This window comes from Comamonas sp. BIGb0124, assembly GCF_003752175.1.
Classification (GTDB): Bacteria; Pseudomonadota; Gammaproteobacteria; order Burkholderiales; family Burkholderiaceae_C; genus Comamonas_F.
Window position 1 is genome coordinate 358,312 of record NZ_RJVF01000011.1, and the last position, 19,389, is coordinate 377,700.

A 19,389-nucleotide genomic window follows, 5' to 3' on the forward strand; every position below is an offset into this window, starting at 1 on the left:
AGAGCATTGCATATCAGACGGTAGGAGCGGCTCCGGCCGATTCAGGAATCACGGAAAGAGAAGATCCCCATGGAACTCGACATCGTTGGGCTATCGCGGCTGCAATTCGCGCTGACGGCCCTGTATCACTTTTTATTCGTACCCCTCACGCTGGGCCTGTCCATCCTGGTGGCGATCATGGAGACGGTCTATGTCATGACCGGCCGCGTGATCTGGCGCCAGATGACCAAGTTCTGGGGCACGCTGTTCGGCATCAACTTCGCCATCGGCGTCGCCACCGGGCTGGTCATGGAGTTCCAGTTCGGCATGAACTGGAGCTACTACAGCCACTACGTGGGCGACATCTTCGGCGCTCCGCTGGCCATCGAAGGCCTCATGGCCTTTTTCCTGGAGGCCACTTTCGTCGGCCTGTTCTTCTTCGGATGGGACAAGATCAGCCGCGTCAAGCATCTGGTCGTGACCTGGCTCATGGCCATCGGGACCAACTTCTCGGCCCTGTGGATCCTGATCGCCAACGGCTGGATGCAGAACCCCGTGGGCTCGGTCTTCAATCCGCAGACCATGCGCATGGAGGTCAACGACTTCTTCGCCGTCCTGACCAACCCGGTGGCGCAGGCCAAGTTCGTGCACACCGTCTCGGCCGGTTATGTCTGCGGTGCGATCTTTGTGCTCGGCATCTCGGCCTGGTACCTGCTCAAGGGCCGTCACGTCGACCTGGCCAAGCGCTCGATGACGGTGGCTGCCGCCTTCGGCCTGGCCGCCTCGCTGTCGGTGGTGGTGCTGGGCGATGAAAGCGGCTACCTGTCGAGCGAACACCAGAAGATGAAGCTCGCCGCCATCGAAGCCATGTGGGAAACCGAGCCCGCCCCGGCCGCCTTCACCGCCTTCGGTTTCCCCGACCAGGAAGCGCGCGAAACCCACTACGCCGTGCACATCCCCATGGTCATGGGGCTGATCGGCACGCGGTCGCTGACCACCGAGATCCCCGGCATCAACGACCTCGTCAAGAGCGCCGAAGACCGCATCCGCCGGGGCATCCTGGCCTACGACGCGCTCGAGAAGATCCGCGCCGAGGGCTCGACCACCACCATCTCGCCCGCCCTGCGCGAGGCCTTCGAGGCCAACGGCAGCGAGCTCGGCTACGCCCTGCTGCTCAAGCGCTACGTCGACGACCCGCGCCAGGCCACCGAAGAACAGATCGTCAAGGCCTCGTGGGACACCGTGCCGCACGTGCCGCCGCTGTTCTGGTCCTTCCGCATCATGGTCGCGCTGGGCATGTTCTTCATCGTGCTCACCGCCACCTTCTTCTGGCTGTCGGCGCGGCACCGGCTCGACCGCTACCGCTGGCTGCTCAAGGTCGCCGTCTATGCCATCCCGCTGCCCTGGGTGGCGATCGAGGCCGGCTGGATCGTGGCCGAGTACGGCCGCCAGCCCTGGATCATCGAAGGCGTGCTGCCCACCGCCGTGGCGGTCTCCAACCTGGGCGTGAAGACGCTGCTGCTCACCATTGCCGGTTTTGTGGTGCTCTACACCGTGCTGCTCGTCATCGAGATGAAGCTGATGTTCAAGGCCGTGCGCCACGGCCCCGATCTCGAGCCCGAGCAGATGAGTCCGAACACGACGCCGACCCACGCCGCCGTGGCCACGCGCCAACCCACCTTCTACGCCCCTGCGGAGTGAGACCATGATCCTGCATGAACTTCTGAACTACGACACCTTGCGTGTCATCTGGTGGCTGCTGCTGGGCATCCTGCTGATCGGCTTCGCCGTGATGGACGGATTCGACCTCGGGACCGGCACGCTGCTGCCCTTCGTGGCCAAGACCGACCTCGAGCGCCGGGTGGTCATCAACACCGTCGGCCCGGTCTGGGAAGGCAACCAGGTCTGGCTGGTGCTGGGCGGCGGTGCGATCTTCGCGGCCTGGCCGCAGCTCTACGCGGTGTCGTTCTCGGGCTTCTACCTGGCGATGTTCGTGATCCTGGTGGCGCTGATCCTGCGCCCGGTGGCCTTCAAGTACCGCAGCAAGCGCGAGTCGGCCACCTGGCGCAGCGCCTGGGACTGGGCCCTGTTCGTCGGCGGCTTCGTGCCCGCGCTGATCTGCGGCGTGGCCCTGGGCAACGTGCTGCAGGGCGTGCCCTTCCGCCTCACGCCCGAGATGTACATCCACTACGACGGCAGCTTCTTCGGCCTGCTCAATCCCTTTGCCGTGCTGTGCGGCCTGGTCTCGGTCAGCATGCTCGTCACCCACGGTGCAGCCTGGATCCGCATCAAGACCGAGGGCCCCGTCGCCGAACGGGCCCGGGCCGTGGGCAGCGTGACGGCCCTGCTCACCGCCGTGCTCTTCGGACTGGCCGGACTGGCCTTGTGGATGTGGGTGGACGGCTACCAGATCACCTCGGCCATCCAGACCACCGGCCCCTCCAACCCGCTGTTCAAGACCGCGGCCGTCGCACCCGGCGCCTGGTTCCAGAACTACGCCCGCTACGGCTGGACCCTCGCGGCGCCCGTGCTGGGTTTCGTGGGCACGCTGCTGGCCTTCGTGCTGATCCGCGCACGCCGCGACAACCTCGCCATCCTGGCCAGTGCGCTGGGCATCGCCGGCATCATCCTGTCGGTGGGGGCTTCGATGTTCCCCTTCATCCTGCCGTCGAGCGTCGATCCGCGCTTCAGCCTCACCGTGTGGGATTCGTCGTCGAGCCACATGACGCTGTTCATCATGCTGGTCAGCACCGCGATCTTCCTGCCGCTCATCCTGCTCTACACCTCCTGGGTCTACAAGGTGCTGTGGGGCAAGGTCGACGCCAAGGCCATCGAAGACGGCAACACCCACGCCTACTGAGGCGGCGGCACCTTCCACGACACCCTCTCAGAACACGAAAGAAAGGAACACCCCATGTGGTATTTCGCCTGGTTACTCGGCCTGCCCCTGGCCGCCGCCTTCGCCGTGCTCAACGGCATGTGGTTCGAGCTCACCGAAGACAGCCATACCCGCCGCGCACTGATGAGCGACATCCCCTCCGCCACCCCGGGCGGCGAAGACGCGGCCTGAGTTCGCACCCCGATATCGACAACCCCTTGGCCCGGCCTGTGCATGATGCAAGGCCGGGCTTTTTTTGTGCCCCGGGGCGTCGCTCCGGATCGGCGGGCCGGCCCTTCGTTGCAACGGACTCGACGGACAGTTGACTTTTGTGGACAATCATCGTCGCGCGCCGCTGTTGTCTGGCTCGCGCCCGGGATGTTGTCGGACCGCACCCGTGGATTTTTATCGGCATCCTGCCGAACTTTTCCGCTGCAAACCCTCTTACGGTTTGCCGACCTGTCATTTACCGGTCGTCCGTGCCGAGGCACGGGTGGCCGGCTGCCTTTTGCCGAACCCATGAAGCTTCTGTTTTCCCGTCTTGGCCGTGCCGTCTGCACGGCGCTCGTGGCCCTGGGCTGCGCCGCCGCCAGCCATGCCGCCGGTGCTTTCGACAACCCCCTGTCCGAATCCGCGGTCCAGTCGACCAAGAACGCCGTGCGTTCGATGATCGGCCATGCCAATGCCCTGCCTGCCGTACCCGCCAGCGCCAGCCGCGGCTTGCCGGAGCTCGCGCTGGGCACCGGCGGCAACGTCGCGGGTGTGCTCGAGTACTGCGTCAACAGCAATGTGCTCAACCGGGTCAGCGTCGAGTCGGTCAAGGCCACGCTGCTCTCGCACGTCGGCCTCAGCGTCGGCCAGGACAGCGACAGTGCCTACCGCGAAGGCCTGTCCGGCATCCTCACGGGGGTGGACGGCCAGTCGCTCGACCTGCGCACCGCCCAGCCCGTGCTCAAGGAAAAGGCCTGCGACTACGTGCTCAGCAGCACCAAGTCCCTGATCTGACGCCCTCGGCCGGCGCACATCCGGCGCCGCTGGCCTTCCGGCCGTGCCGGACCCCCTGTCGCACGCCGTGCGGACGATGCGTCAGGTCCGAATCAGAAATTCCAGCGCGGGAAAGACCGAGGCCGCCAGCAGCGGCCCGTGGCTGACGCCCGGAAAAACCCGGTACTCCACCGCCAGGCCCGGCCATGTCGCCAGCTGCTGCGCCATCTGCTGGGCCGCATCGGGCGGCACGCAGCGGCGTTCGGCCCGAGCGCGCGCAGCGACCTCGGGGTCGATGCCGGGCCGCAGCGGGCGGGGCCCTGCGGCAGCCACTTCGGCCGCCGAGCTGCCGGCCATCACCAGCAGGTGGGTGGCGCGCTGCACGGCCACCGGCGTACCGCCGAGCGCCCGGTGCAGCAGATAGCCCCGGTGCCACCACATCGACGGATCGGCCACGGCATAACGGGAAAACAGCGCGCTGCGCGTGTAGAGCGTGTGCAGGGCCAGCAGACCGCCGAAGGAATGTCCCCACAGGCCTTGCCGCGACGGGTCGACCGCTGCCATCGCCTGCACTTGCGGGCGGATGCGTTCGGTCAGCAGATCGAGGAACAGTTCCGCCCCGCCGCCCAGCCGCCCGCGGGCCTCCTCGGCCAGCGTCACGGCGGGGGCGTCGAGCGGCGGCGTGTAGTCGAAGGCGCGTGCCGAGACATCGAATCCCAGCGGCGTGTCGTAGCCGATGGCCACGATCACCGGCGGATCGCCGCGCCGGTCGAGCGCCGCCAGGTGCTCGGGCGTGAGGGCGGCGAACGCCGCATTGCCGTCGAGCAGGTAGACGACGGGATGACCCGCGGCCGGTGCCGCCCGCAGCGGCAGGGCCAGGCGAACCAGGTAATGGCGCTCGCCGTCCGCTGCATCGAGCCGGAAATGCGCGAAGCGGTAGAACGGCGAGCCGTGTTCGGCCACGGTGGGGTCGAGCGGGCGCGAGAGGTCGTAGCGGGACATGTCCGGCAGGCCCGATGGCGTGGCGGAAGGTGCGGCTGAACGATCGGGCGAGGGGGCGGCTGAAGGCGCCGCAGGCGATGCGGATGTCGGCATGGACTCCACTTTAGCGTCGAAGCCGGGCAGGTGGGGGTGCGGACGTCGCGTCCACGCCCAAAACGCCGGGAGCCGGCGGACCGCGATGGGTCCGCCGGCTCCCGGCTGGTCCGGACCGCCCGCGCCATCGGGCCGGGCCGGTCGCCATCCGCCTCAGCGTGCGGGCGTGATGCGGGTGATGCGATCGCCCTTGGCGTCGTCTTCGCCGCGCGACTTGTTGACCGCGAAGACATTGCCCTTGCCGTCGGTGGCGACGTGGTTGGGCAGCGTGCCGTTGTCGAGGTTGGCGACGATGCGGCCATCCGGATCGATCACCGTCACCGTGCCCGCACCGCGGTTGCTCACGTAGGCAAGGCGCTTGACCGGGTCGAAGGTCACGTTCAGCGCACCGGCGCCGGTCGGCACCAGATGCAGCGTCTTGCCGCTGGCGACATCGACGATGGCCACGTTGTCGCTGCCTTGCGAGGCCACGAACAGGCGGTCGGTCTTGGGGTCGTGGGCCACGCCGATGGCGGACTTGGCACCTTCGACCGGGAACACCTTCTCGACGGTCTCGGTCTTGCCGTCGATGACGGCGGCTTCGTTGGTGCTCAGGCTCACGGCGTAGAGCTTGTGCACGGCCGGGTCGAGGTGCAGGCTGCCGACCGAGAAGTTCTCGCCGCGCACGGTGGACTTGATCTCGATGTTCTTGGTGAAGGCCAGGGCCTTGGCGTCGAAGACGGCGATGTTGGGCGTGCCCGTGGCCGACGCGAAGGCGCGGTCCAGGGTCGTGTCGATCACCACGTCGCGCGCATGCACCACCGTGCCGGCGTCGAACTGCTTGACCAGCGACAGGTCGGACTGCTTGTACACCGCCACGGTGTTCTGGCGGGTGTTGGTCACCCACACGTTGCCGTTGCGGTCGTCGGCGCCCACGCCGTAGACGGCATAGACACCGCCGTCGGCGCCGTTGCGGCCCGGTGCGGCTGCAGGGGTCACGCTCGCCTGCACGGCCAGCGTCTGGGCGTCGATCTTGAGCAGTTGCGAGGCCTTGACCGGCGGGCGGCCCACGGCCGAGGTCACGAACACCGAGCCGTTCTTGGCGCTGATGTCGGACTGGTAGAGGCCTTGCACCAGCTTGGCGCTGGCCTGGCTGAACAGGTTGGCACCCGACAGCGGCACCACCGGCGAAACCTTGAGCGGGAAGACGGCCGAGTAGGACGGGTTCACCGTCGTCACCACGATGGGGTGCTGGCCGGGCGCTGCATCTTCGGGGATGCGGATGGTGGCCTTGAAGTTGCCTTCCGCATCGGCCACGTAGGCGTTGCCCGTGTTGAGCACCGTGGCGCCGCGCGACAGGGTGATCTGCTGGCCGGGCGTGAAGCCGCGGCCATTGAGCGTGACTTCGCTGCCCGCCAGGATCGCCGCACCGCCGCTGGCCTGCGCGCTGATCATGCCCTTGTAGTTCGGGTCCGGTGCCTCGAAGGCCGAAGCGGCCATCGCCGACTGCATGCCCAGGGCCATCAGGCCGGCCAGCAGGCTGAGAGTGAAGGCCTTGCGGGCCGGTGTGCGTTGCGTGGTGCTCATAAAAAAACTCCTAGCAGTGCGGATGGATGGATCCGCGGGTCAGTCGAAGCCGGCCTGCCGCCCGGTCGTCACCGATGGGCGCAGGGCGATATCCTGGCGCGTCTGCCGCAGCCGCCCAGGGGGGTTGCAGGCATGTCCGAGCCGGGCGCATCTTAAAACATAAAGGCAAACGACTTTCATTTGAATTCACGCTCTTCTTGCAGGGCCAAGCGTCCCGTGCGGCGTCCGCGGCCGATCGGCAGGCCGTCTGCGGGCCGGGGCACCGTCGCCAAGCCGCCGACGCAATGAGCCGGCCACATGTTTCAGGAGTTTCTGAAACAAATTCAGTTACCTTTGTGTACAACCGCGACAAAACGACGGATGAAAATCGATGGACCGGCTGGAATTCCGGTTCAGGGTAGTCTGAAAGTTTGCATTAAGTCTTATAGAAGACTGAAGAGGGTCGGCGGTCCCCGTCGGACATCGCCTTGGGTTTACCCTTGCTTTTTCGTGCAAGCGAGTGCTTACATGTGGTTTTCTGCGACGTTGCAGGGTTTTTCGGTCCCGGCACTTGCCTCTCAAGGAAAAATCTGATTCATAATGAACGTTGCGATTTTTGCAGGCATGTACTTTTTTGGCCTGCGGCAACGCGTAGTCGGGTGAATGCACGGTAACGCACCACAGCGTTTTCAGGTTTGTTGTGCTATCGGGACGTCATCGATTTTTTTAGTGTTTATGAGGAGTCCCTTTAAATGGGCAACAAACTGTACGTCGGCAACCTGTCCTATGGCTTCCGCGACGACGACCTGCAACAGGCATTCAGCGAATTCGGCGCCGTCAACAGCGCCAAGGTCATGATGGAACGTGACACTGGCCGCTCCAAGGGCTTCGGCTTTGTGGAAATGGGTAGCGACGAAGAAGCGCAAGCTGCCATCAACGGCCTGAACGGCCAATCCCTGGGCGGCCGTAACATCGTCGTCAACGAAGCGCGTCCCATGGAAGCGCGTCCCCCCCGCACCGGCGGTTTCGGTGGCGGCGGCGGCTTCGGCGGCGGCCGTCGTGAAGGCGGCGGCGGTGGCGGCGGCGGCTTCGGCGGCGGTCGTCGTGAAGGCGGCGGCGGCAGCGACGGCGGCTTCCGTAGCCCCTACGGCCCCGGCTCGCGCAATGGCGGCGGCGGCGGTGGCCGCGGCGGCTACGGCGGTGGCAGCAGCTACTGATCGTCGATAGGCGCTGTGACCGGCAAGCTCTGTCTTGCCGGTGACGCGTGATCGATACAAGACAAAACCCGCGTGGTGCAAACCGCGCGGGTTTTGTCGTTCTGGGCCATCCCTGGAGGGCAGGGATGCGATCGCAGCCGGCCCAGGCCGTGCCGGCCGTCATCCCGTCCTCTTGCCAGTTTCTGGCACGGGTTTGTTGTGGCGTGGGCGCGAGCGGCGTCAAAAAGCCGCAGGGAGGGCCCTGAGGCACCGTCAGGCCCCATGACAACCCATCGCCGCACCCCTCGGCAGACGGGGCGCCCCTCACGCCTTCAGGAGGCGCAACGGCCCGCGATCAGGACGAGGCCGTCTTGCGTGCAGCGGTCTTGCGTGCCGGTGCCTTTTTCGTGGCGGCCGTCTTGGTGGCTGCGGTCTTGGTCGCACCGGCCGTCTTGCGGGGCGGGAATTTCGAGGTTCGCGGTTCGAACTCGAAGCCGACCTTGCCTGCCGCGGCATCCCACACCAGAAACGCCTTGAAGGCCCGGCGGGTCTTGTTCGAGATGAACTTGTCGAGCAGATCGGTCTTGCCGGTGGCCAGCAGCTTGCGCATCTGTTCGCGCTCGATGGGCTGCTGCAGGATGATCTTGGCGACCTTGAAACTGCTGGTCGGCGTCGGGTGCTTGACCGTCGGCACGGCCAGTTCACTCACGTAGTTGCTGCCCCACTCGTACACCTGGCCTTCGTCGGCAGGCGACTTGCCCAGCGGCTCCTCGTTGCTGAAGTCGGCCAGTTCTCCGGTCTCTTCGGCGTCCTTCTTGTCGTCGCCGAAGTCGAACTCGAGTTTCCAGTTGCCCAGTTCTTCGTCGCGCACCAGGGCCATCTCGGCCGTGAATGGCCAGCCGGCCTTGGAGCGGAAACCCTCGAGCGGGCCGATGCGCTTGTCGCGCAGGAACTGCTCGGCCTCGGCCGGTTCGAAGGTGCGTCCACCGGGAATCTTGCTGAAGGAAAAACCGCAGCCCGCGCTCTTGCCGTCGGCGCCCGTGCAGGCATAGCGGCGGTAGTTTTCCTTGACCACGCCGCTGCAGTTGGGGCAGGGCGTGGTCAGCGTGGCGTAGTCGCCCGGGATGGTGTCGCGGTCGTATTCCTTGGCCTTCTTGACGATGTGCTCGGTCATCTGCGCAATGCCCTGCATGAAGGCTTCGCGGCTGAGCTGGCCGCGCTCGATCTGCGCCAGCTGGTATTCCCAGTCACCGGTGAGTTCGGGCTTGGAGAGTTCCTGCACGCCCAGGCCGCGCAGCAGCGTCATGAGCTGGAAGGCCTTGGCCGTGGGGATCATCTCGCGGCCCTCGCGCAGCAGGTACTTCTCGAGAATCAGCCCTTCGATGATGGAGGCGCGCGTGGCCGGGGTGCCCAGGCCCTTTTCCTGCATGGCTTCGCGCAGCTCGTCGTCGTCGACGAACTTGCCCGCGCCTTCCATGGCGCCCAGCAGCGTGGCTTCCGAGTAACGGGCCGGCGGCTTGGTCTTCAGGGCCTTGGCCTGCGCGTCGGCGGTCTCGACCGTTTCGCCTGCGCGCACCGGCACCAGGTTCTGCGAGGACGCTTCGTCCTTGGGTGCGCCTTCCTCGACGATCTGCGCTTCCTTGCCGTAGATCGCCAGCCAGCCGGCCTTGACCAGCACCTTGCCCTCGGTCTTGAAGTGGTGGGTCAGCACCTGCGAGATGCGTGTCGTCACCCGGTACTCGGCCGCCGGGAAGAACACCGCCAGGAAACGCCGTACGACCAGGTCGTAGAGCTTCTGCTCGGCATCCGACAGCGCGCCGGGTTCCTGCAGCGTGGGGATGATGGCAAAGTGATCGCTGACCTTGCTGTCGTCGAAGACTTTTTTGGTGGGCTTGACGTAGTTCTGGTCGATCGCCTGCTGTGCGAAGGGCGCGAGGTGGCGCTGGCCGCTCTGCGCCAGCATCGCCATCGTCTGGTGGGTGACGGCGAGGTAGTCGCCCGGCAGGTGGCGCGAGTCCGTCCGGGGGTAGGTCAGGGCCTTGTGTTTTTCATACAGGCTCTGCGCCAGCGCCAGTGTGGTCTTGGCCGAGAAGCCAAAGCGCCCGTTGGCCTCGCGCTGCAGCGAGGTCAGGTCGAACAGCGTCGGCGAGGCCTGTGTGGTGGGTTTGCTTTCCTCGCTGACCGTGGCGGGCTGGCCCCGCACGGCGTCGGCGATCGCCTGCGCTTCGCGCAGCGTCCACAGGCGGTCGGCGCGCTGCTCGGCGTCCTCGGGGTTCTTTTTCCACTGGGGGTTGAACCATTTGCCCGGATAGACACCGGCCTCGGCCTCGAAGCTGGCGTGGATTTCCCAGTAGTCGCGGCTGACGAACTTGCGGATCTTCTCCTCGCGTTCGACCACCACGGCCAGCGTGGGCGTCTGCACGCGGCCCACGGTGGTGAGGAAAAATCCGCCGTCGCGCGAGTTGAAGGCCGTCATGGCCCGGGTGCCGTTGATGCCGACCAGCCAGTCGGCCTCCGAGCGGCTGCGCGCGGCATCGGCCAGGCCCTGCATCTGCTGTTCGCTGCGCAGGTGGTCGAAGCCGTCGCGGATGGCTTGCGGCGTCATCGACTGCAGCCACAGGCGCCGCACCGGCTTGCCCAGGGGTTTCTTGCCGCCTGCGTACTGCTCGATGAGGCGGAAGATCAATTCGCCTTCGCGGCCCGCGTCGCAGGCGTTGATGAGTTCGGTCACGTCCTTGCGCTTGGCCAGCTTGACCACTGCGCCCAGCCGGCTCTTGGTCTTGTCGACCGGCTTGAGGTCGAAGTAGGGCGGGATCACCGGCAGGTTGGCGAAACTCCACTTGCCGCGCTTGACGTCGAATTCTTCCGGGGCCTGGATCTCGACCAGGTGACCGACGGCACTGGTGACGACGTATTCGTCGTTTTCGAAGTGGTCGTCGTGTTTGTCGAACTTGCCTGCCACAGGGGTCAGTGCGCGGACGATGTCCTGCGCGACCGACGGTTTTTCAGCGATGACCAGCCGTTTGCTCATGTGTCGTCTTCCATCTTGGTGTGTTGCTCGCGCCGGGCCTGGTCGCCCGGACGGAACGTCTTCGTCAGCAGCCTGGCTGCTGCCCGGGCCGGCTTGGCCCAGGCAGCGCCTGAATGAGGGTATCGGGGCCGATTGTTGCCGATCGGCGCAGCCGCAAGGCCACGCGCTTCCACAGCTTCTACAATGCCCCTCGCGTGCGTACGCGCTCACGTGTGCGCGCATGCCTGCACCTATCAACTTACCAGAGTTTGCCTGCCATGCCCGAGAAGGCCTCATCCCGCACACCGTCCACCCCGGCCCCGTCCCGCCGTTCCACGCCTGCGGCGACCCGGGCACGAGCCGCGCGCCGCATCCAGGTGCGGCGCTCCGGTGTGCATGGGCGCGGCGTGTTCGCACTGCAGGACATCGCCGAGGGCGAGACCGTGATCGAGTATGTCGGCGAGGTCATCAGTTGGGACGAGGCCATGGATCGCCATCCCCACGATCCGGCCGACCCGAACCACACCTTCTATTTCAGTCTCGAGGACGGCACCGTGATCGATGCCAAGCACGGCGGCAATTCCTCGCGCTGGATCAACCATGCCTGCGCGCCCAACTGCCATGCCGACGAGGAAGGGGGCCGTGTCTTCATCCGTGCGCTGCGCAACATCCATGCGGGCGAGGAACTGAGCTACGACTACGGCCTGGTGATCGACGAGCGCTACACGCCCAAACTCAAGGCCGAATACCCGTGCTGGTGTGGTGCGCCCGATTGCCGCGGCACGCTGCTGGCGCCCAAGCGCGGCAAGCCCGTGCGGCCCAAGAGCGAGGTGCGGCGATGACCGGCCCGCAAGCCGCCGGCCTCTCGTCCCTGCGACCGTTGCGCTGGCCCGCCGAGGAGATCTGGCAGGCCGTCAGCCCGCTCTGGCCGGACTTCGGCGTCGAGATCCTGCCCGAGATCGACTCCAGCAACAGCGAACTGCTGCGCCGCGCGCGGGCCGGCCGCACCGAGCCCACGCTGCTGGTCGCCGAGCTTCAGACGGCCGGCCGCGGCCGGCAGGGCAAGCCTTGGCAAAGCCAGCGCGACCGCCGCCTGGGCGATGCGCTGTCGTTCTCCCTGGGGCTGCCGCTGCAGCCGGCCGACTGGTCCGGCCTGTCGCTGGCGGTCGGTGTGGCGGTGGCCGAGGCGCTGCATCCGGCCGTGCGCATCAAGTGGCCCAACGACGTCTGGCTGGACGGCCGCAAGCTCGCCGGCATCCTGATCGAGACCTGCGGCATGCCGGATGCCAACGGCCCGGGCGCCGAGCGCTACACCGTGATCGGCATCGGCATCAATGTGCTGCCGCGCGAGGCCGATGGCCTGTCCACTCCCCCGGCCTGCGTGCAGGACGTACTGCCCGGGCTGGACGCCCCTGCGGTGCTGGGCCGCGTGGTCCCCGCCCTGGCCCGGGCGCTGCGGGATTTCGGCGCGCACGGCTTCGACGGCTTCATGCCGCGTTTTGCCGCCCTCGACCTGCTCGACGGCCGGGAGGTCAACCTGTCCGACGGCCGCCATGGCCGGGCCTGCGGCGTGAGCGCGGGCGGCGCGCTGCGCGTGCGGCTGGCCGAAGGCGGGCCGGACGGCGGCCAGGTGGTCGAGGTGACCAGCGCCGACATCAGCGTCAGGCCCGCCGGCTGAGCCCGGCGAAGCCGGTACGGAAACCCGCGTTGTCCACCCTGACGGAAATGTTGCGTTCACTGGTCGTCGTCTTGCTGCTGGCCAACGGGCTGATCTGGCTCTGGTCCCATTTCACGGCCCCGCCGCGTGCCGCCGCGGGGCAGGCGGCCGATGCCCCGGGCCGCGTCCCCGAGATCCGGGCCGATGCGCTGCGGATCGTGGATCCCGCGGCCGTGCCGCAGGTTGCCGCACCTACATCCGCATCCGCACCGGGGGATGCCGAGTCCGAGTCCGCCCCCGACCGTTCCGTCCCGTTCTGACGCAACACCCGCTCCGGCCGCACCGGGACCGGGCTTGCCCCTGCGCATGACAGGCCCATGTGACAGTGTCATGGGCCTGTCATGGCGCTTTCTTAAGCTGCCGCAGCCCGTTCCATGTGGGACGGTCTTCGGAGCTTTTCATGCACATCGAATCTTTCCTGGCGGCGCGCACCGTGCGCCGCACGAGCCTGTGGCTGGCGGGTGCCGCCGTCGCCATGACCGCCCTGCTGGGCCTGAGCGCCCATGCGCAAGACCTGGTGCTCTACACCAGCCAGCCCAATTCCGACGCCCAGTCCACCGTGGACGCGTTCCAGAAAGCCTACCCCGGCATCAAGGTCGAGTGGGTGCGCGACGGCACCACGCAGCTCATGACACGCCTCGAGGCGGAAATGAACGCCGGTGCCGTCAAGCCCGATGTGCTGCTCATCGCCGACAGCGTGACCATGGCCTCGCTCAAGGCACGTGACCTGCTGCAGCCCTACCTGAGCCCGGCCCGCACCGGCTACGACGCGGCGCTCTACGACGCCCAGGGCTATTACTACGGCACCAAGCTGATCACCACCGGCATCGCCTACAACACCCGTGCCGCCGTCAAGCCGGCAAGCTGGCAGGATCTGGCACGGCCCGAACTCAAGGGCCAGGTCACCATGCCCAGCCCCCTGTATTCGGGTGCGGCCCTGATTCACCTGGCCACCCTCACCGGTGCACCCGGGCTGGGCTGGAACTACTACGAGCAGCTCAAGAACAACGGCGCGACGGCCCAGGGCGGCAACGGCGGCGTGCTGACGGCCATTGCCAGCGGAACCAAGCCCTACGGCGTGCTGGTCGACTACATGGCCGTGCGCGAAAAGGCCAAGGGCGCGCCCGTCGAGTTCGTGTTTCCCACCGAAGGCGTGAGCATGGTGACCGAGCCCGTCGCCATTCTCAAGTCGGCCAGGCATGCCGATGCCGCGCGCAAGTTCGTCGACTTCGTGCTCTCCAAGCCAGGCCAGGAACTGGTCTCCAAGCAGGGTTACGTGCCGGCGCTCGAGGGCGTGGCCATGCCCGACGGTTTCCCGTCGCGTTCGCAGATCAAGCTGATGGCTTTCGATGCCGACCAGGCGCTCAAGAACGCCGAAGCCGACAAACAGAAGTTCGGCCAGCTCTACGGCGCCAAGTAAGAAGACCGGAAACACAGCGGGGCTGATGGATGTCGTCTCTCGAATTGCCGAAGCCGCTGGGGCTGGACGCTCTGCATCCGCCGCAGCGCAGCCCCTGGCGGCACTGGCTGGGCCAGGCTACCTGGCCTTTCACCGTGCTCATGGTGCTGGCCACGCTGCTCAGCGTGCTGCCGAGCCTGCGCCTGCTGTGGGAGGCGCTGGCCGGCTGGCGCCTGGGTCCGGATGCGCCGCTGCTGCGCGCCGCGGCCGATCCCATGACCTGGTATGCCCTGATCAACACGCTCAACATGGGCGTGTGGGGCACGCTGGTGGCCGTGGCCCTGGGGGCCCTGTTTGCCTTGGCCGTGGTGCTCACCGACATGCGGCGCAAGTCCCTGTGGGTCTTTGCCTTCATGCTGCCCATGATGATTCCGCCCCAGGTCACGGCGCTGGCCTGGCTGCAGCTGCTCGGTCCGTCGAGCACCCTGCTGCAGTCGCTGGATCTGGCCCCGGCGCTGGGCAGTCCGCAGCCGCTGTATTCGCCGGCCGGCATCGCGCTGCTGCTGGGCGTGCAGCATGCGCCCCTGGTTTTCCTGGCCTTGCGTGCCAGCCTGCTGGCGCTGCCCGCCGATCTGTGCGAGGCCGCACGGCTCTCCGGCGCCGGTCCCTGGCGGGTGCTGTGGCAGGTGGTGTTGCCGCTGGCCCGGCCGGGCCTGGTGGCGGGCGCGGCGATGGCGTTCGTGTCGGCACTCGGCAACTTCGGCATTCCCGCCATGCTGGGCATCCCGGTCGGCTACTACACGCTGCCCACGCTCATCTACCAGAAGATGGCCAGCTTCGGGCCGGGCATGCTGCAGCACGTGGCGGCGCTGTCCATGCTGGTCGGGGCGATCGCGCTGGCCGGCGTGGCCTTGCAGATGCGCCTGCAGTCTCGGGCACGCTATCGCCTCGTCGGCATGAACGGCCGCCCGGCCACCATGAGCCTGGGCCGCTGGCATGTGGCGCTCGAGGCGCTGATCGCCCTGGTGCTGGCAATGGTGCTGCTGGCGCCGCTGGTGGCGTTGGTGAGCAGTTCGCTGGTGCCGGCGATGGGGGTGTCGCTGTCGGCCCAGTCGTTCACGCTGCATGCCTATGAGGAAATGCTCAGCCGCCAGGGCGTGACCTGGCGGGCGGCCGGCAACAGCCTGCTGCTGGCCGGCAGTGCGGCCCTGCTGCTGCTGGCTCTGGCGGTGCCGCTCGCGTGGTTCATGGTCCGGCGGCCCAGCCGCTGGGGCGCGGTGGTCAACGCCTGTCTGGAAATCCCCTATGCCTTGCCGGGCACGGTGCTGGCCGTGGCCTGCATTCTGTTGCTGGCCAAGCCGTTGCCGGTGCTGCAGGTGGGCCTGTACGGCACGCTGGGCATCATCTTCGTGGCCTACCTCGCGCGCTTCATCGTCGTGGCGCTCAAGCCCGTGCAGGCCAGCATGCAGCAGCTCGACCCCGCACTCGAGGAAGCCGCGCAACTGGCGGGTGCGGACGTCTGGCAGCGCCTGCGCAGCATCCTGCTGCCCCTGCTCGCGCCTTCGGCGTTCGCCGGCGGCCTGCTGGTCTTCCTGACCGCCGTCAACGAACTGACCGTGTCGGCCCTGCTCTGGAGCGCCGGCAACGAAACGCTGGGCGTGCTCATCTTCAACTACAACGAAAGCGGCGACAACGTGCTGGCTTCGGCCATCGCGGTGGTCATCGTGGCCGCCGTGGCGGGCCTGATGGCCGCCATGAGCGTGCTCGGCCGCCACCTGCCGCAAGGAGTGATTCCATGGCGCACCTGAGCCTTCACGGCGTGAGCCGCCGTTACGGCAGCCAGACCGTGGTCCAGGATCTGGACCTGTCCATCCCCGCCGGCGCGTTCGTCGCCCTGCTCGGGCCCAGCGGCTGCGGCAAGACCACCACGCTGCGCATGATCGCCGGCTTCGAGGCGCCCGATGCCGGCGAGATCCGGCTCGGCCAGCAGGTCCTGGCCGACGGCCGGGTCAGCCTGCCGCCCGAGCAGCGCCACATGGGCATGGTGTTCCAGTCCTATGCCCTGTGGCCTCACCTCTCGGTGGCCGACAACGTCGGTTATCCCCTGAAGCTGCGCGGCGTGCGCGGAGCCGACTACCGGCGCCGCGTGCACGATGCGCTGGCGATGGTGCAGCTCGAATCGCGCGGGCAGTCCATGCCGCAGGATCTCAGTGGCGGCCAGCGCCAGCGCGTGGCCCTGGCACGCTGCCTGGTGGCCGAGCCCCAGGTGGTGCTGCTCGACGAGCCGCTGGCCAATCTCGACCGCCATCTGCGCGCGTCGATGGAGTCGACCTTCCGCGAATTCCACCGCCGCACCGGAGCCACCTTCATCTATGTGACCCACGATCAGGGCGAAGCCATGGCACTGGCCGATCACGTGGCCGTCATGCATCAGGGTCGCCTGGTGCAGTGGGCCACGCCGCAGGCGCTCTACAGTCAGCCGCGCACCGACTGGCTGGCCGGTTTCATCGGCCAGGGCAGCGTGCTGCGCCAGGGCCAGGATCTGCGCGAGCAGACGGTGGCCGGTGACCAGGTGCATGCGCTGCTGGGCGGTGCTTCGGCCCAGGATGCCTACCCGCTGCTGGTGCGACCCGAACACGTGCGGCTGGCCGACGGCGGCATGCCGCTGCGCGGTCAGGTGCACGAATGCGTGTTCAAGGGCGAACGCTACGAAGTCCGCCTGAACCTGCCGGGCGGCCAGTCGCTGTTGGCCTACCACGACCGCGCGCTGCCGCCTGGCGCGCAGACCGGACTGTCCATCGCGCAGGCCTGGGGGTTGGCTCGTGCGGCCTGACCACGTCATGCGTTCGGTGATGGCGCGCACCGGCCGGCTGCCGCGCGTGGCCCGCGAGGCGGTGCAGGCACTCGGCCTCGGCTCGCCCCGGCCGCTGCCCGACGAACGCCGCCCCGACATGCTGGCCCCGCTGCCCCTGCCGCAGGATGCCGCGGCGCGCCTGGCCTGCGGCCGGCCACGCACGCGCTGCCAGGCCGGGGGAACATCGCTGATCCTGGCCAATGGCTGGCAGGTCGAGGTGCTCAGCGGCCGCGGCGGCAAGCAGCCTGCCGCGATCCTGATCGACACCGGCACGCAGCGTGTGCTGCTCGACGCCGGTGCCTCGCTCGAGACGGCGCATGACGACGGCGCCGACGCCTGGCTCGGCCGTGCGCTGGCCAAAGGGCTCGATGCCGTGCTCATCACGCACGATCATGTCGACCACATCGGCGCCGCGCATCGTGTGCCGGCGGCCATCCCGCTTTACGTCACCGCCGAGGCCGCCGCGGGCCTGCCGCCGGGACGCCCCTGGCAGGCCATGCCGCTGCGTGGCCAGTGGCGCCTGGAGCGGCCCGGTGCGCGGCCCGTGCTGGTGCGCACGGGCGCGAGCGGGCATTCGCTGGGCGGGGTCTGGCTGCATCTGTCGGATCCGGACGATGTGGACGGCGGCGTGTTCTACAGCGGCGACGTCTCGCTGGAGTCCACCTGGCTGGCCTTCGACGTGCCGCCGCGTGCCGAGCTGGCGCTGCTCGATGCCTCCTACGGCATGGACGACACCGCGCAGCCGCTGCGCCAGGCGGCATTGGCGGCGCGCCTGGACCGGCCGACTCTGCTGCCGGTGCCGCCGAGCGGCCGCGCCCTCGAAATGGCGCTGTGGCTCGATGCCCTGGGCCGCCGCGACTGGTCGATGGACAGTGCCTGCCGCGACGTGCTGGCGCAGGCCCTGGCCGCGCCCGCCCATCAATTTGCCCCCGGCGTGCAGGCGCGCCTGGCCGCGCTGCAGCCGCGCGCGCGGCAGTTCGATGCGCAGGCCCCTCTGCTGCTGGCCGCCGATGCCGACGGGCAGGGCGGCGAAGCGGGCCGTCTGCTGGCCGATCCCGCCCTGCGCCACCAGGTGATCTACACCGGCTATATGCCGCCGGCTCTGGCGACAGCGGCGGCCGCCGGTTCCTGCATGCTGCGCTGGAACGTGCATCCGCGCCTGCGCGATCTGGGCACGCTGCTGGAGGTCACGCAGGCCAGCCGGTGGCTGCCCTTGTTCACCGCCCAGCCGATGCCCGCCGATCCCGGCGTGGTGCCGCCTCGCGATCCGGAGACGCGTCATGCGGCCTGAACCCTTTGTCTTCATGCGCCACGGCCAGACCGCGGCCAATGCCTGCGGCCTGATCTGCGGGCGCCTCGATGTTCCGCTGGATGCCACCGGGCGGGCCCAGGCCCGCGCGGCCCAGGGCCTGCTGGGTGCCACGCGCTGGTCCTGCGTGGCCGTGAGCTCGGCGCTGCGCGCGCGGCAGACCGCGCAACTCGCCCTGCCCGAGGCCGCGCTGACCCCGGTGCACGACCTGCGCGAACGCGACTGGGGCGAACTCGAAGGCCTGCCTCTGGCCCAGCAGTGCGACTACCTGGACACGCCGCCCGGCGGCGAGAGCTGGGCCGACTTCGTCGGCCGTGTGCAGGGTGCGCTCGACAGCCTGCTGGCCCAGTTCGAGCAGCCGCTCGTCATCGCCCACTCCGGTGTCTGGCGAGCCATCCACTTTGCGCTCTACGGCACGCCGCATGGCCCGCGTATCGGCAACACCCTGCCCATGCTCGTGGCCCCCGTGCGAGCCCAAGCGGTGCCCGGCCAGGCCGCCGATTGGCAATTGCTGCCCTACGAACGTGTCGCCCGCGCCAGCCGACCCGGCATCCCGCTCGAGCTCGATGCCATCGACGACTGAACGCGTGCCCGACCGCTGCATCGACGGCCGCGCCGCCGGCGGATGCACGGTCTCCCGAATCCACCGCCCACCGCCCACCGCCCACCGACCCGCTTCGATTCGATTCGATTCGATCAACCGCCTGACCGAGCTCCCATGACCGCCCTTGCCGCCACCCCCGCTCTTGCCCCGCTGTCCACCCACGCCGACCCGCGTGCGGCCGTCATCGTCGATGTCGACGGCACGCTCGCCCGATTCGATCCCGACCGCGAAGGCCGCTGGGTGCTGGGGCCTGAAAAGAACTGGCCCGCATTCTTCGACGTGATGGACGGCACCCCCGTCTTCCCCGACGTCGCGCGGCTGGTGCGGCTGCTGCATTCGCAGGGACAGGCCATCCTGATCTGTTCGGGCCGCCCTGCGGCGTGGCAGGCACAGACGGCGTCCTGGCTGCAACGCCACGACATTCCGTTCGACGCCTTCTACCTGCGACCCGAGGGCGCCGACGCCTTGCCCGACGAGGTCGTCAAGGAGGCCCTGTATGCCCGCATGCAGGCCGACGGTTTCCAGCCCTGGCTGGTGCTCGACGACCGCGATGCCGTCGTCGCCCAGTGGCGCAGCATGGGCCTGACCTGCCTGCAGTGCGCCCCCGGCGCATTCTGACGGCTGCTGCCGCCTGACCGGCCTTTTCAAAGGGTGCGGATACCTGTACCGCCTGGCTTGCATACCCAGGCGGTGCCATCGCGGCCGGTTATCCGACCGGCCTGCCGATTGTCATGAATATTTGAATATTCGACCGTTTTGATGACCGTTCGACGGTTCCGATGGCCACCGCCGTTTCCGGCGGTGGAGTTTTACCGGAGT

The 19,389-nt window shown here is 68.1% G+C and carries 17 protein-coding genes; 14 read left to right on the forward strand and 3 right to left on the reverse strand.

The window, feature by feature from the left end:
- Positions 1-69: 69 nt before the first annotated feature.
- From EC845_RS14200 to EC845_RS22375, 4 genes are all read left to right on the forward strand, one after another.
- Complete coding sequence (locus tag EC845_RS14200) at positions 70-1,680, forward strand: cytochrome ubiquinol oxidase subunit I (RefSeq protein ID WP_123298750.1); 1,611 nt, start codon at positions 70-72, stop codon at positions 1,678-1,680.
- 4 nt (positions 1,681-1,684) lie between these two features.
- Positions 1,685-2,839 (forward strand): cytochrome d ubiquinol oxidase subunit II, encoded by a 1,155-nt coding sequence (gene cydB, locus EC845_RS14205; RefSeq protein ID WP_123298751.1) that lies wholly within the window; start codon positions 1,685-1,687, stop codon positions 2,837-2,839.
- A gap of 54 nt (positions 2,840-2,893) precedes the next feature.
- A complete protein-coding gene (gene cydX / locus EC845_RS14210; protein WP_123298752.1) occupies positions 2,894-3,049 on the forward strand; it encodes a cytochrome bd-I oxidase subunit CydX in 156 nt (51 codons plus the stop codon).
- Positions 3,050-3,376: 327 nt separating this feature from the next.
- Entirely contained in the window at positions 3,377-3,862 is a 486-nt protein-coding gene (locus EC845_RS22375; protein ID WP_158615700.1) for a DUF2501 domain-containing protein, read from the forward strand.
- Between the two features lie 81 nt (positions 3,863-3,943).
- Here EC845_RS22375 and EC845_RS14220 read toward each other — a convergent pair whose 3' ends face one another.
- Together EC845_RS14220 and EC845_RS14225 are read right to left on the reverse strand one after the other, a co-directional pair.
- Positions 3,944-4,936 (reverse strand): alpha/beta hydrolase, encoded by a 993-nt coding sequence (locus EC845_RS14220; RefSeq protein ID WP_123298754.1) that lies wholly within the window; start codon positions 4,934-4,936, stop codon positions 3,944-3,946.
- A 153-nt stretch (positions 4,937-5,089) separates the two neighbouring features.
- Complete coding sequence (locus tag EC845_RS14225; protein WP_123298755.1) at positions 5,090-6,502, reverse strand: YncE family protein; 1,413 nt, start codon at positions 6,500-6,502, stop codon at positions 5,090-5,092.
- 731 nt (positions 6,503-7,233) lie between these two features.
- Here EC845_RS14225 and EC845_RS14230 point away from each other — a divergent pair.
- Positions 7,234-7,698, forward strand: a complete 465-nt coding sequence (locus EC845_RS14230) for an RNA-binding protein (protein WP_123298756.1) — start codon at positions 7,234-7,236, stop codon at positions 7,696-7,698.
- A 334-nt stretch (positions 7,699-8,032) separates the two neighbouring features.
- Here EC845_RS14230 and EC845_RS14235 read toward each other — a convergent pair whose 3' ends face one another.
- Positions 8,033-10,708 (reverse strand): DNA topoisomerase III, encoded by a 2,676-nt coding sequence (locus EC845_RS14235; RefSeq protein ID WP_233598067.1) that lies wholly within the window; start codon positions 10,706-10,708, stop codon positions 8,033-8,035.
- A gap of 257 nt (positions 10,709-10,965) precedes the next feature.
- Here EC845_RS14235 and EC845_RS14240 point away from each other — a divergent pair, with 257 nt between their 5' ends.
- From EC845_RS14240 to EC845_RS14280, 9 genes are all read left to right on the forward strand, one after another.
- Positions 10,966-11,529, forward strand: a complete 564-nt coding sequence (locus tag EC845_RS14240; protein WP_123298757.1) for an SET domain-containing protein — start codon at positions 10,966-10,968, stop codon at positions 11,527-11,529.
- Complete coding sequence (locus tag EC845_RS14245; RefSeq protein ID WP_123298758.1) at positions 11,526-12,365, forward strand: biotin--[acetyl-CoA-carboxylase] ligase; 840 nt, start codon at positions 11,526-11,528, stop codon at positions 12,363-12,365. The genes EC845_RS14240 and EC845_RS14245 overlap by 4 nt, the downstream gene beginning before the upstream one ends.
- A 29-nt stretch (positions 12,366-12,394) precedes the next feature.
- On the forward strand, positions 12,395-12,664 hold the full coding sequence (locus tag EC845_RS14250) for a hypothetical protein (RefSeq protein WP_123298759.1): 270 nt from the start codon (positions 12,395-12,397) through the stop codon (positions 12,662-12,664).
- Positions 12,665-12,804: 140 nt separating this feature from the next.
- Positions 12,805-13,824, forward strand: a complete 1,020-nt coding sequence (locus EC845_RS14255; protein ID WP_233598068.1) for an ABC transporter substrate-binding protein — start codon at positions 12,805-12,807, stop codon at positions 13,822-13,824.
- 29 nt (positions 13,825-13,853) lie between these two features.
- Positions 13,854-15,611 (forward strand): iron ABC transporter permease, encoded by a 1,758-nt coding sequence (locus EC845_RS14260; RefSeq protein WP_199739803.1) that lies wholly within the window; start codon positions 13,854-13,856, stop codon positions 15,609-15,611.
- Positions 15,599-16,636 carry an ABC transporter ATP-binding protein gene (locus EC845_RS14265; RefSeq protein WP_123298760.1) on the forward strand — a complete coding sequence of 346 codons (1,038 nt, stop codon included), beginning with the start codon at positions 15,599-15,601 and terminating at the stop codon, positions 16,634-16,636. Before EC845_RS14260 ends, EC845_RS14265 begins: the two co-directional genes overlap by 13 nt.
- A gap of 7 nt (positions 16,637-16,643) precedes the next feature.
- Complete coding sequence (locus EC845_RS14270; RefSeq protein WP_123298761.1) at positions 16,644-17,948, forward strand: MBL fold metallo-hydrolase; 1,305 nt, start codon at positions 16,644-16,646, stop codon at positions 17,946-17,948.
- A complete protein-coding gene (locus tag EC845_RS14275) occupies positions 17,938-18,549 on the forward strand; it encodes a histidine phosphatase family protein (protein ID WP_123298762.1) in 612 nt (203 codons plus the stop codon). Before EC845_RS14270 ends, EC845_RS14275 begins: the two co-directional genes overlap by 11 nt.
- Positions 18,550-18,684: 135 nt before the next feature.
- Positions 18,685-19,188: a polynucleotide kinase gene (locus EC845_RS14280; RefSeq protein ID WP_123298763.1), complete on the forward strand. Its 504-nt coding sequence runs from the start codon at positions 18,685-18,687 to the stop codon at positions 19,186-19,188.
- Positions 19,189-19,389 lie beyond the last annotated feature (201 nt).